This window comes from Streptomyces sp. NPDC043685 (genome assembly GCF_056436585.1).
Genome location: NZ_JBWKCH010000013.1, coordinates 1 through 12,990 on the forward strand (window position 1 = coordinate 1; position 12,990 = coordinate 12,990).

The window sequence follows — 12,990 nt, forward strand, 5'->3', positions numbered from 1 at the left end:
CTCTGCGGCGACCCGGGTTTCATCTTTCGCCGGGGACGACCCGGCGTGGAAGCCGGTGTGCGAAATGCCCTCGGTACCGTCCACACTACTCCGCGTTTCGTTGCGGCGCGGAGCAGCGGCCGCATGGAGTGGAGTACCGGCCGGGTGATCTCCCGGCAAGTGCCTCAGCGCGTGCCGGGAGCCCCGTCCTTCGGGCGCGGCCGGCACAACGGCGTCGGACGGCGGGGGCGAGAGGTCAGCCGCGCCACTCCACCATGAGCAAGGTCGCGTCATCGCTGGTCCGCCCGCCCCTCGCCTGCTTGAGCGTGTGGGACAGGGATCGCGTCACTGCCCGGATGCCGCGTCCGGTCCTCTCCAGTTGGTTCACACGGTCGATCAACACGTAGATCTCCGGCAGTCCCATGCCGGCGTGGCGGTAGGCGCCGATGGCGACGGTGGCCATCGTGGCCGCGTCCAGTCCGTGGCCCATCACGTCGATCACGGCCACGTGGAGGACGTCGTCGTTGAGGCGCGTAGTCGAAGCTGTCGCCGCCCACGTCGTAGGCGGGTTCCAGGATCCCGGCCACGGCGACCCGGGGCATGATCATCGCCAGCGGTGGCAGCAGCGACCACTGGATCTCCGCGGCGTCGCTCATCGCCTGACCGCGTCGGACGCCGAAGAACAGGTCGGAGTAGCCGTGCTTGTTCACCAGCAGGTCGGCCACCAGGCCGGAGATTCTGAGCAGCAGGCGGCGGTCGTGGTCGTCGACGCTGTCCAGCGTCACCGCCATGCCCCCCACCGGGTCACCGCCGTCCAACAGGGGCAGGTGGACCCGGACGCCGTCCTCCTCGGGCACCCCCACGGGGACCGCGTCGAGGAAGCAGCGGCCCGCCTCGGAGTCGTCGATCACCTGAGGTTCCCCGGCCGTGAGGCCCTCACCGGGCAGCGGTACGAGCAGCAGCCGGCCGTAGTTCTGCAACAGCACCTGCGGTCGGCGGCCACCGCGCCGCTCCACCACGTCAGCGACCAGGGGCATCATCGGCGTGCCGAGGGCTGCCCTTCGGAAGACAGGGTCAACACACAGGGAGCGGTGGGGCCGGGCAGCCCGACGACCTCACCCATGTTCCGCCAGCCCCAGGACGAGAAGGCGGCTTGCCCTGCCTGATCGGCAGGATGCAGCAGGGTGACCCCGAGGGAGGAGTGCAGGTCTGTGAGCAGACGCTGTTGCAGACGGCGGGCGATATCGCGGTGCTGAGCGTGCGGATGGGCCACGACCTGGGTGAGGACGACGAACCGCGCGCGGGAGGTGAGCCGCTGGATGATCTCCTGGAGCGTTCCGTCGAACCCTCGGCGGCCGGAGCCGTCAGAGCCCACCGGAAAACCGAAGGCGCAACCGACCAGTACCGTCGTCTCTGCGACCAGCAGGGCGAAGCCAGGGCGGTGGGCGGTGACCGCCAAGCGGTGCAGGAAGTCTCCACGGTCGTGGTACGCCTCGCCGGAGGTGCCCGCGACGGACTCCGCTGCCAGGTCCGCGAGGTCCTCGCGCATGTCTTCCGCCTGCCAGCGGGTCAGCCGACGAAGGCGGATCCCGTCCCTGAGGACCGGCTGATCCGGCCGACGAGCGGGGCCCTCGGGCGCCCGCGTCGCGGTACTCATGAGGCCGCCGGATGCGGCGGGCGGCACGGGACTCACGAGGGCCGTGGGAAGCAGCGAAGTCGATCCGGTGGCATCGAGGAGCCGGGCGATCTGCGCACACGGATGGTGCAGCCGCAGGCGAGCGTGGACCCGGCCGGCGCGCCGTGATGCCGACAGGAGGACGTCCAAGCCCCTGGCGTCACAGGAGCCGACCGTGGTCAGGTCGATGTCGATCACGGTGACACCGTCCAGCAGACACTGCTCCACTGCGGCCCGCAGCAGCGGCGTCGTGGCCGGTCCGATGTCGCCGTCAAGCGTGACGAGCGTTCGCTCTCCTCGGTTCCACCGATGGATGTCCAGCCGGGAAAGGGCCATCACGCCTCCCCTCGGCGGGGTTGCGGACCTGCCTGGGCGCTCAGCCAGGCCCCTGCCCTGATGGGCTTGCGCTGAGTTGCTGTCGGCCGCGGCGGACATGATGCCGACCCGTCTCCGCGCCGACCAACTGGAGCGGCCCGGGGTTCGTCTCTCGCCGAGGACGACCCGGCGGGGCGGCCGGAGTACGTGATGCCCTCGGTACTTCAACCGTACGTCGGCCGCAACCGGAAGCGGCTGCTTCGACGGACGCGCGGCACGGTAGGGGCCGCATCACCTCACGGGCCGTCCCCCGGCTTCCGGGCTCTGCCGCGAGTACGAGCGCATGGGGCGAGCAGCGCAGCGCTCGCGACCCCGGCCGGTTCTTCCGCCTCTCACACCACCCTCGTCCAGGCACTCCTGCCCGGCCTCGGCCACGCGAGCACCGGTGACCCACGGGACACGGCCGTCCTCTACGAACGAGCGGGATCGACGCTCACGCTCCGTTGCTAACACTGATGTTGCTAACTCTGATGTTAGTCTCCTCCATAATGCTCCTGGAAGGCGGCGACATGGCAGATTTCGTGGGCAGGCGGCACGAGCTCGAGACGCTGGATCGCGAGCTGGGCAAGGTGAAGGCCGGGGTTGGCGGGGAGCGGCCCGGGCGGTGCGTGATGCTTCGAGGGCGCCGCCGGGTGGGTAAGTCGCGGTTGGTGGAGCGGTTCGCCGAGAGGTCCGGTGCGCCGTTCCTCTTCTATGCCGCCACAGGGGCGTCGCCGGAGGCGGACCTGGAGCGCCTCAGCCAGGATGCGCAGTCATCCAGTCTTCCGCTGGCGAATCTGTTGTCCGCGGCCCGCCCGGCGAGTTGGGATGCCGCCTTCGACGTACTGGCGGCGGCGCTGCCGCACGACCGGGCGAGCGTCGTGGTCATGGACGAGGTGCCGTATTTGATGGATACGGAGGCCGCCTTCGAGGGCATGCTTCAGCGGGCCTGGGACCGCGTGCTGGAGAGGAAGCCGGTTCTGCTCGTTCTCATCGGCTCCGACCTGTCGATGATGGAGGCGCTGAACAGCTATGGACGCCCGTTCCACCAGCGCGGACGGGAGATGGTGCTGGGTCCGCTGAACCCCGCAGAGGTGGGCACGATGCTCGGCCTCGACCCCGCCTCGGCCTTCGATGCGGCCTTGATCACCGGTGGACTGCCTCTGATCTGTGCGGAGTGGACGCACGGCGCCGGGATGTGGGAGTTCCTGCAGGAGGCACTCAGCGATCCGGTCTCGGCCTTGCTGGTGTCAGCGGAGCGCTCGCTTGCTGCGGAGTTCCCCCAGCAGGTCCAGGCCCGCACCGTCCTCTCGGCGATCGGTAGCGGTGAGCGGACGTTCTCCAACATCGCCCGCGCCGCCGGCGGGATCGGGGCGACCCCGCTACAGCGTTCGCTGGGAATCCTTGCGGACAAGCGGGTGATCGCGGCGGAGCTTCCCGTGTCGACGCGGCCTTCGAAGGATCGTCGCTACCGGGTCGCGGATCCCTACCTCCGCTTCTGGCTGAAGCTCCTGGGCCCGGCGATGGAGGAGATCGAGCGGGGCCGGGGCGACCTGACACTGCGGCGCATTCGCGAAAACTGGACCAGCTGGCGTGGCAGGGCCGTTGAACCTCTGGTGCGCGAGGCGCTGGCACGGCTGCTGCCCGACGCGAACCTCCCCGCCGCCCCCGCCATTGGCGGTTACTGGACCCGCACAAATGATGTGGAGATCGACATCGTGGGAGCGGACCGCGCGCCGATCGCCGAGGAGCTGTTGTTCGTCGGTTCGGTGAAGTGGCTGGAGAACTCGCCGTTCGACCGGCACGATCTCGCGGCGCTGCATCGACACCGCGCCGCGCTCACGCCTGCTCCCGTGCCTGTGATCGCTGTCTCGCGCAGCGGGACGGACTGCGCGGGGCTCGACGCCGCGTACGGCCCGGCGGAACTCCTCGCGGCGTGGTCCTCCTGAGCACGCCGGAATACAGGTCGGGCTGGAGGCGTACGGACTGCCGGCCGAACGCGGGTCGGCCAGGGCATGAGACGGAACGTGGACGGTTCGGCAGGCCCAGCAGCCGCGCGGACTCTCGCGCTCAGGCCTGTGCCTGACGGCGATCATCGTGGCTGGATGCCAAGGGGACGAACGGAAGCTCGGGGATGCCAAGTTCTTCGCGCATGGCGGCAGCTGCGGCCTGGACCGCTTTGTAGTACGTGTGCTGTGCGGTTTGGAACGTCCCGTCTGTGACTTGCGCACCGTCCGCGAGTAGGTCACGCAGCGTTCGGACGGTACGGAACGCTTCGACACCCAACTCGACGACACGTGGCGGAGCAAGCATGGTCAGGCCGAAGCGCTGCTCGAACAGACCGGACTCGGAGAATGCGGCGCGGACTGCACGCCTGCGCTCTTCTGGGGTGTCGTAGACGGTCTCGGCGACGAAACGCATGCCTTCGGTCGCGCGGGCAAGGTGAGCGAGGTAGGTCACGAAGGTCTCGCGCAGTACGGTCTGTGCGTCGGCCTGTTGGGCGCGTTTCCATCGGTCTCGGTCCACGACGAAGGTCGCGGCGATGCCGGCAAGCGCACCGGCTATGGCACTCAGAGGTGCAGTCCAGTCCATGAGGGGCACTGTATTGAGTCCGCCGGGGCGCCGTGCCGACGCTGAGGACGGCAACTGTAGGTGAGCTCTCAGCTTGGGAAGCTGCGATCATTCGGGGACGGCTCGGGCGCTGACCTGGGCGAAAGGCCTGGGTGCTGCCCCGTCGGCCTCGGCGGCCTTTCACCGTGATTCCCCGCTGTTCCCCGCTCGATCTGGTGCGCTTGTGGTGCGGTACTCGACGGGCCGCGTCGGTGGGCGGGTCTCGTCGGTGGGCGGGGCCTACCACTTCCGCCACTTGTCCGTGAGCTGGTATCGGCCCAACCCGTGGCGCGCTGTCAGGGCGACGACATCGACACCGTGCTCGGTGAGCGACTGGTCGATGTAGTCGCACAGTTCCTCGCGCTCGTCGGTTTCGAAGGCGGCCCCGTCATGGGCTTCATCCACCGCGTTAGGGCCAGGACGACGCGTTCCACGACAGCGACCCTCTCGTCGTTGGCCTCGGCCAGTCCAGGAAGTTCGCCCTCGAACACGTCGAGGGCCTCATCTGTTGCCATCAGTAGTTCCTCGGGGAACAACCCCGCCATGCAGACGCACTCGGGACACAGCGCCGACAGCGGGCGTCGGGACGCGGTTCCCGGCGGATCGACGGCGGCCGTCACCCTGTCCGGCGCCCGAACATCTGGCGCCTGAGCAGCTTGCTCCGGGCGATGTACCGTCCACGAGCCGGGGTTTCGAGGAGGCTGACTGCTCCAGCGCCGGGTCGGTCGGCTACTGACGAGCGGTGACACCGCTGGTGATCGAGCCGTGACTCCGGTGATGGTGAGGCCGATGTCGGCGAGGAACTCTGCCCGGTCGTCGTGATCACGTTAGCCGGCCTGCGACGTTTCGGGTAAACGCGTCTGGTTGCCGCCCTGGACCCGGAGGGGGTCGCAGCGTGATGTGTGGTTGATCCGTGCCGAGGGGCCAGGGGCGGGGCACCACCCCACCGCGCCGAGACGGTGAGGTGGCCCGTCCCACTTCGAACGTGCCCCTTCGGGCCGGCCGTGACCTGTGCACAGACATGTGGCCGACTGACGCGGCGAGCCCGCCGGCGGGTTCCCGCCCGAGGCGGAGGCCGAACCCGACGACGCGGAGCATTCCGGCCGGGAGCCATGCCGGATGATGCTGATCCGTTGGGAGAAATTCCGGAGATCAACTCTCTGTCCGCTCACGCACCGCTCACGCAAACGGCCCCGGACGAGGAGGAGTCCGAGGCCGAATAAGAGCCCTCCCTGGGAGACAAACCCCAGATCAGAGCGGTAATGCGCTGTGCCCCCGGCAGGATTCGAACCTGCGACACCCGCTTTAGGAGTTCTTTCGGCCGCTGATAAGGCCAGGCCTTGCGCCGCCCACTGGCGTGTGCGCGGTGCTCGGTTGGTTCCCCGCCTACGGCAACGTGCAGCCACGTTGCCGTCAAAGTTCGCCGTCAGGGGCGTGGTTCGTCAGGCCTTCGAGTAGCGCGCCTGACCTGAGGTAGTCACCACTGGCAGAAGGCGACGGAAGCGTCATCGCCCGACTTGTAACGCGGCCACCGTTGTCCCGTGGGATCTGTGGCCTCGACCTTCCGGACGGTATCGATCACCTCGCGTGGTCCACTGGTTCGAAGCATGGTGAAGACCTCGTGCCATGTCGCCATGGCGTACTCAGTGACCAGGCGCGATGTACCGTCGGACAGTACGGCCGCGGCGCGTACTTCCTCGGCAGGAGTGGTACCCACGATTGCGTGGTCCGCCGCTTCCGGACCGGCCGCCGCCACCCAATAGCCGGTGGGTGTGTTGCGTGTCTGTCGCTGAGCGGTCACGAAGCGCTGGAGAGCCTCCTTGTGCTCTGCTGTGTGGGTCTCGTACTGCTCGACTTCGGCCCGCAGGCCGGGGAGCACTTCGTCCACGCGAAGGTCAGTGATCACACTGAAGCCCTGCTGTCCCTCAAAAACGATCGGGGAGTCCGCTAGGACCAGGTGATCGAAGAACCCTTCATGTTGCCGGAGAACCGCGACCGTAGCCGAAGGGGTTCCAGGGTTGCCCAGGTCGCATTCAGGGTGCAGCGCCGCCACCCGTTCAAGGGCACCCGCCAAGCCGTCTACGAGGGGGGTGCCAGGATCCGCCAGTGCGGCGATGAGCTGACTGCCGAGGTGCGTCACGTACCACGGGACGCCATGGCGGCATCCCGTGTCGAGTCCCGCCGTGCTTAGCCCGTCTAGCACCACGGCGAGAGTCGGAGTGCCGGCTACCCAATCTTCATTGGGAGCGGCTCCACCGGCTTGAGTGTCAATGGCGACGCGCATGCTCAGCCCTCGTGTCGGTACAGCGGAGTGACGCGCCGACTCTCCAGCACTTCGAGCGTCTTCGGGTCATAACGGCACGAGATCAGTGTGGAGAAGCGCCGCGTGCGGACCTCTCTGTAGAGCTCCGCCAAGTTGTTTTCCAGGAAGTGGACGACGCCGTTCGCTCCGATGGCGTGGATGCCAGCGATGTACAGGAACGTGCCCTTCCCGTCCAAGCGGGGGAGCCGCCCCAGGTAGCCGACATCACCGGCTGATCCGTGTTCGTCCTGCGGCGACCGGAATTCCTTCCCGGCTACCTGGTCCACCAGGTGCCACGCGTGGTCCTTAGCAAACCGTAGATTGTCGTCACCTTCGAGTACCTGCGCCACGATTGGGGAGAGCCGGGGGCCGCAGATGACGACGTGGTTGTCCCGGTTGAGGTTCACGATCCCGGTGGGCGGAATCACCTCGTACTGAGTGTCCAACTTCATGCCGCCCAGCAACTTCCGAAGGTGCTCGAAGTTGTCGAGGTCTTCGCGGGTCACTACCTCGCTGGGATGCTGGTCGGCCGCCTTGCCTGCTTCGTACTTGCCGCCGAGCGACACCGTAACCAGGTCCGTGCCAAAGAACGCACGCTCCGGCGGAGGGCCGGCGGACGCTAGTTGCCCCACGCGCCCCCGACTGACCCCTAGGCGCGCGGCAATCTCGGCCTGGGTCATGCCCGACGCCTGAGCCTCTTCGATCGCCTCACGGCGGATCCGGGACAGCTCATTCACATGGCTCTGATACCGCGCCATCAGGTCGATAGCCGATTTGGCGCGGTCAACGGGGTCTGCGATCCCAGAGACCTTGCCCATGTCGTCGTTCACGAGTCTCCCAACGTCGCTTAGGGGGTCTATCAGACTCTATCGCGAGAGGGGGTTGCGCGCAGCCGTGAGTTTGCCTACGGTACCTAGCAAGCGAGAGGGCAACCCCCCCTAGGCAAGCCGGGGGTGGCTTTACCGCGACTGCTTGACCTGCGCGAATGGTTCGGGACTGCCCGCATGGCTGCCGCGTGCGGTGGCTGGAAGGCGGCTTAAGCCGCACGCCACGGGCCCCGAGCTGATTGTTCCTTGAGAACTCAACAGCGTGCCTGGGAGGCCGTCCCTCCCCTGCCAACAAGAGGACGGACGCGTGCGGTTACGCCCGTACGCATCATCACGAACCGACGTCCGCAGCACCGCTGCGGCCGGTTGCCTCCGCTGCTCGTCTCGTACGAGCAGCGCTGAGGGGAGCCGGAACCGACTCCAACGGCGCGCGGCTCCCGGGTGGCACCCCGGGAGCCGCTGTACGGGCCGTTTCACCTGCTAGGGAGACCACGACCCATGAACCACATCGTCACTGTTCAGGACGCTGTTACCGCGTTCGAGGACTGGACCGAGCCGACGGATGCGGAGCTGGACGCCATCGAGGCGGAAATGCCCGTCATCCGCGCCGAGATGGACCTGCTGGACGCGCAGATCATCACCATCGACCGCGCCCCGACCGAGCTGGACGAGCGACGTATCCGCCGGGCCCGTCGGCGTGTGCTCGCCGCGCACCGCGCCCACGTCAACGGCCTGGCCGGGCAGACGGGCGGTGTCGCATGATCCGCATCGTCACCCAGGCCCGCATTGAGCAGCTTGAGCACGACTTCCGTGCCGCATGTGAGCTGGCCCGGCAGACCAGCGGGACGGCGAATGAGGCGTTCGGCCGGCACGTCCGCGAGCTGTACGCCGCCACCGACCGCGCCGAGCGGGCGGAGGCGACAACCGCGGAGGTGGGTGAGCTTCTGGCCTGCGCGATGGAGGAGTTGTCCGCCGCGCAGCAGGAGTTGCTGCGGAAGGACATCGAGCTCCGCCGCCTGCGCGAGGAGCTGAGCTGCGGGCCGAGGGAGGGTGAGACGCTGGTGGTGCTCATGCACCACGGCGAGCCGCACGCCGTCTATGCCTCTCGCGACGACGCATACGCCGACACCGCCACCCACGGAGTTCCGGCGGATCACGTATGGGCTCGGTGCGGTGAACGCCCGGCCGCCGCGTTCACGTGGCGGTGTGAGGAGTTCATCTACAACCCCGCGACCAACGGATTCCACCGTGCCAACCCGCCCGCTCCGAGGACGCTGGGGGGTGCGGCATGAACAGTGTTCAGACCCGTTCAGCAGAGCGCGCCCTGTCGGGGGGCACGTGGCTGATCGTGTGCGGGGCGATGCTGTACTCCATCCTCACGGTCACGCCTCTGATGGCCAAGCACACGGCCGAAGCGTGGGACTGGACGGCACCGATCCTGCCCCTGGTGGTGGACGCGGCAGTGGTCATCGTGGTCAAGCTCGATGACGTGCTGGCCCGCTTGGGTGGGAACGGCGGCCGGTGGCCCATCACGCTGCGGTGGATGACCGGCCTCATGACGCTCGCGCTCAACACGGCCGACTCCGCGCTGAAGAAAGACCTGGTCGGCGTGGCCGTCCACTCGGTGGCGCCGCTGCTGCTGATCGTCACGGCGGAGACCAGCCTTGCCTACCGGCGGGCGATCGCCGCCGCCGTGGCGGCCCTGGAAGCTCAGCATCGAGCCGAGCGGGAGCGGCGGGAGCAGGCGGCCCGGGAGCGCGCCGAGCAGGCCCGTGCCGCAGCCCGTGAGGAGCGCGAGCACGCGGCCATGCTGGCCCGTGAACAGCGTGAGCACGAAGCCCGCATCGCCCGCGAGACGGCCGAGCGGGAGGAGCGGCAGCGGCGCGAGGAGCGTGAGGCCCGGGAGCGGGCCGAGGCTGCCGAGCGGGAGGCTCGTGAACGCCGTGAACGCGAGCGTGAACAGCGTGAACAAGAGCGGCTGCGCCTTGAACAGCAGACCCGCATGCGGGCGGAAGCCGAGCAGCGCGAGCGCGCCGAGCAGGCCGAGCGTGAACGCCGTGAACACGAGGAGCAGGCCGAGCGTGAACGCGCCGCCCTGCTGGAGCGCGGCCCCGCTGAGGGCAAGCTGCCGGAGGATGAGGCGCGCCGGATCGTGGCCGCCGCGTTCGAGGCGAACCTGTCGGTGCGGCAGGCTGCGGAGCTGTGCGGCTGGTCGGTCGGCTGGGTCTCCCACCGCTACGCCGAGCACCGCGACCCGGGTGCGGCCCGCCGCGCTGAACTCGCGATCGCGGGTCAGTGATGGGTGCCCTGCCCGTCTACCGGTGGCGCCTCGCCCCCGACGGCTACGCCACCCGCCGCCAACTCCGCGCCCTGGGCTTACGGCCCGGTGGTCAGGACGTGGCGGCGCAGCTCGAACGACCGCGCCGCCGACGTGGACCGCTGGTCGCCTACCTCTACCGCGTCGACCGTGCGAAGCCGGTGCGCGCGATGACCCCGGCGAAGTGGGCGGCCCTGGCCAAGGCCAACGCCGCCCGCCGCACCTGCCCCGAGTGCCGCCGCGACGCCGGATACGTCATCCCGCCGTCGCTCGGCACGTGTACGACCTGCGCCTTTCCCGACGACAACGCCCCGGAGGGTGCGTCATGGAACAGCTCCCCGCACACCGCCCGATGACAGTCGTTCAGCTCCCGGACGGCAGCCACGTCTACGCCGACCCCGCCGCCCTGCCCGCGCAGCAGCCTGCCGGGCCGCAGGTGGTGCACATCCACCAGGCCGCGCCGGACCGCACGGTGCAGCGCGTCGCGCTCGGCTCCGGTGTCGGTGCCGGGGCGGTCGCGGCCGGCGTCTACTTCGGCCCGCTGCTCGTCGGCGCCCTGACCGCCATCGCCGCGAACCTCGCGATGCTCGCGTTCATCGCGCTCGTACTCGGCTGGGCCGTCATCACGGTCGTCCGAGCCGTGGGCGACAGCGGCAAGGACACCGGCCGGCGCGGCCGGAAGGGCCGCTGAAGCACCCCAAGGCCGTAGGCGGCTCGCAGGGCGCCTGAAGGGCGTTCCGGGTGGGGTTTGACCCCCGGAAGGCCGTTCGGCCCCCACAACCCCCGTAGCGACGCAGGGTGACGGAAGTTTCCGTCCTCGCGCGCACGCGCGTAGGGGCCGCCTCGGAAACCAGGAAACCGGAAACCTGCTCACTCCGCGTAACACGCGCGTGTGGTGACGGGCCGTCGCAGGGCCCGCCACCACCGACCCACCACCCCTGAGAAGAGGACACCGTGAGCCACGGACAAGTCTGGCGTGCCCACCGCCAGTACGCAGCCACCGCCGCCCGCTGGACCGCCGATCATTACCGCAAGGAAGCCGAGCGCCGCCGCGCTCTGCGCGCCGACCGCAAGCCCCTGGTGCGCGACGCTCGCCGTGCGCTCGCCACCGCGCGCGCCATCGACCCCGAGGGCGTCACCCCCATCCGCCACCGCGCGGAGCGCGAGTTGCGCACCGCCAAGCGTCGCGTCCCGGACCCGATGTGGCTGTTCGCCACCAAGACCGCCACCGCCCTCGGTGTCGCCGGATACGTGTGGCTGCCGCAGGTCTCCACCCGCGCGTGGGTGTGGTCGGCCATCGCCGTCGTCGCGGCCGTCACCGCCCTGTCGGTGTGGATCGCGGTGCGCGAGCGCGACACCACCGGCCTCAAGCCCACCGCTGAAGAGTCGGCGCTGCTGAAGCGGTTGCAGCCGCAGCACTGGAAGGAGCACGCCGAACAGCGCGGTCTCGCCGGGACGCTGACCGGCCGGCCGAAGCTGACCGAGGCGGGCATCGTGTGCGCCGTCCGTCTCGACGGCACGTGGACGGCGACCAAGTTGCGCGGCGCCGAGGATCACATCCGGGCGCTGCTCGGGGCCCGCACGAGCCTGCGCATGCAGATCAAGGCTGGCAAGCAGGGCGGCTGGGCCGAACTCACCTTGCGCACCCGCAGCGCGGCCGACGGCGACGACCTGACCTGGACGCCCGAGCGGCGCTCCCTGGGCATCGACACCGTCACCGGCGAGCAGGTCACCGTGCCGCTCGGGGAACGGCTGCTCATCGCCGGACGCTCCGGCGCCGGTAAGTCAGTGGCGTCCCGGCCGCTGCTGTTCGACGCGTCCGAGGGAGAGACGAACGCGCTCGTCATCATCGACCTCAAGCGCGTGGAAGGCCGCCTGTGGGACCACCGGGCCCGCGTCGCCTCCACCCCGCACGAGGTCATCGAGGTGACCGACGAGCTGGAGACGGAGATGCTGGAACGGCTCAGCATCCTGCCCAAGGGCCAGGACACCTGGACCCCCACCCTCGACCGGCCGCGCATCACGGTCGTCGTTGACGAGGGCGCCGAAGTCATGACAGCCGCCGACAAGGTCCCCTACGAGACCGAGACCAGCGACGGCAAGACCCGCACCGCCACCCGCTCCGCACTTCCGGCCCTGGAGTCCATCGCCCGCATGGGCCGCGCGGCGTGCATCGACCTGTGGTGGATGACGCAGAAGCCCACCATCGGCGACGGCATCCCCAAGCAGATCGCCCCGCAGATCGGCGTCTCCATCTGCCTCGCTGTGCGCACGCCGGCCGAAGCCCGCGTCGTGCTCGGCGAGGACGCACAAGCCAAGGGCTGGAACGCCGACGAACTCCCCGTCCCTGGTGTGGCACTGATCCGCGACGGCAAGCGCAAGCCCGACCCCGTCAAGGTCCGCTACATGGACAAGGCCGTGGTCATCGCCCTGCCCGACCGTGAGCCCTGGTCCCGCACTGCCGCGCCCACGGTGGAAGCCGCGGGCGCCCCCACGCTCACCCTCGTCACAAACACCGGGACCGAGGCTGAGCCGGTCACGGACAGCGCCACCGCCCGCGTGCTCAAGGCCATCGAGACCGCCGACGGACCGGTCCGCCAGAAGGACCTGGTGACGCTCACGGGCCTGTCCAAGGGCGCCGTGTCCAAGGCCGTCAAGGCCCTCACCACGGGCGGCACCGTCGTCCGCACCCCGGGCGGCTGTCTGACCGCGACGCGCGGCGACGAGTCCGCCGCCGCCTGACCGACCCGCACACGACGACGGCGGCCCCCATCCGACCAAGAACCGGGGCCGCCGCCTTCCACCTGCCATCGACAGACCTGTGGAGGTCTCCCAGCATGACCCAACCGACCACCGTCCGGCGAGTGCGCGGCCACCGGCCCCGCTTACTGGATCTCTCCTGCTGTGCCCACGCCACGACCGCGCT

General features: G+C 69.5%; 12 protein-coding genes and 1 pseudogene. 7 read left to right on the forward strand and 6 right to left on the reverse strand.

Features of this window, described 5'->3' with window-relative positions:
* Positions 1–235: 235 nt before the first annotated feature.
* Together AC0665_RS33985 and AC0665_RS33990 are read right to left on the reverse strand one after the other, a co-directional pair.
* Positions 236–1,013, reverse strand: a pseudogene (locus tag AC0665_RS33985) (PP2C family protein-serine/threonine phosphatase); the annotation flags it as partial.
* A gap of 2 nt (positions 1,014–1,015) precedes the next feature.
* Entirely contained in the window at positions 1,016–2,089 is a 1,074-nt protein-coding gene (locus AC0665_RS33990) for an STAS domain-containing protein (RefSeq protein ID WP_478706492.1), read from the reverse strand.
* Positions 2,090–2,538: 449 nt separating this feature from the next.
* Between AC0665_RS33990 and AC0665_RS33995 the strand changes: the two genes are divergently transcribed.
* On the forward strand, positions 2,539–3,957 hold the full coding sequence (locus AC0665_RS33995) for an ATP-binding protein (protein WP_478706566.1): 1,419 nt from the start codon (positions 2,539–2,541) through the stop codon (positions 3,955–3,957).
* Positions 3,958–4,078: 121 nt separating this feature from the next.
* On the opposite strand, the gene AC0665_RS34000 is transcribed toward AC0665_RS33995, so the two are convergent.
* From AC0665_RS34000 to AC0665_RS34015, 4 genes are all read right to left on the reverse strand, one after another.
* On the reverse strand, positions 4,079–4,600 hold the full coding sequence (locus AC0665_RS34000) for a hypothetical protein (protein WP_468411485.1): 522 nt from the start codon (positions 4,598–4,600) through the stop codon (positions 4,079–4,081).
* Positions 4,601–4,858: 258 nt separating this feature from the next.
* Complete coding sequence (locus tag AC0665_RS34005) at positions 4,859–5,023, reverse strand: hypothetical protein (protein WP_468411483.1); 165 nt, start codon at positions 5,021–5,023, stop codon at positions 4,859–4,861.
* A gap of 1,072 nt (positions 5,024–6,095) precedes the next feature.
* Complete coding sequence (locus AC0665_RS34010; protein ID WP_478706493.1) at positions 6,096–6,902, reverse strand: protein phosphatase 2C domain-containing protein; 807 nt, start codon at positions 6,900–6,902, stop codon at positions 6,096–6,098.
* A gap of 2 nt (positions 6,903–6,904) precedes the next feature.
* A complete protein-coding gene (locus AC0665_RS34015; RefSeq protein WP_478706494.1) occupies positions 6,905–7,750 on the reverse strand; it encodes a sigma factor-like helix-turn-helix DNA-binding protein in 846 nt (281 codons plus the stop codon).
* 495 nt (positions 7,751–8,245) lie between these two features.
* Here AC0665_RS34015 and AC0665_RS34020 point away from each other — a divergent pair, with 495 nt between their 5' ends.
* From AC0665_RS34020 to AC0665_RS34045, 6 genes are all read left to right on the forward strand, one after another.
* A complete protein-coding gene (locus AC0665_RS34020; protein ID WP_478706495.1) occupies positions 8,246–8,509 on the forward strand; it encodes a DUF6284 family protein in 264 nt (87 codons plus the stop codon).
* Complete coding sequence (locus AC0665_RS34025; protein ID WP_478706496.1) at positions 8,506–9,039, forward strand: hypothetical protein; 534 nt, start codon at positions 8,506–8,508, stop codon at positions 9,037–9,039. The genes AC0665_RS34020 and AC0665_RS34025 overlap by 4 nt, the downstream gene beginning before the upstream one ends.
* Entirely contained in the window at positions 9,036–10,046 is a 1,011-nt protein-coding gene (locus AC0665_RS34030; protein WP_478706497.1) for a DUF2637 domain-containing protein, read from the forward strand. The genes AC0665_RS34025 and AC0665_RS34030 overlap by 4 nt, the downstream gene beginning before the upstream one ends.
* Positions 10,046–10,420: an RRQRL motif-containing zinc-binding protein gene (locus AC0665_RS34035; RefSeq protein ID WP_478706498.1), complete on the forward strand. Its 375-nt coding sequence runs from the start codon at positions 10,046–10,048 to the stop codon at positions 10,418–10,420. Before AC0665_RS34030 ends, AC0665_RS34035 begins: the two co-directional genes overlap by 1 nt.
* Positions 10,417–10,755 carry a DUF6251 family protein gene (locus tag AC0665_RS34040; RefSeq protein ID WP_478706499.1) on the forward strand — a complete coding sequence of 113 codons (339 nt, stop codon included), beginning with the start codon at positions 10,417–10,419 and terminating at the stop codon, positions 10,753–10,755. Before AC0665_RS34035 ends, AC0665_RS34040 begins: the two co-directional genes overlap by 4 nt.
* A 263-nt stretch (positions 10,756–11,018) precedes the next feature.
* Positions 11,019–12,806, forward strand: a complete 1,788-nt coding sequence (locus AC0665_RS34045; RefSeq protein WP_478706500.1) for a helix-turn-helix transcriptional regulator — start codon at positions 11,019–11,021, stop codon at positions 12,804–12,806.
* The last annotated feature ends 184 nt before the right edge of the window (positions 12,807–12,990 follow it).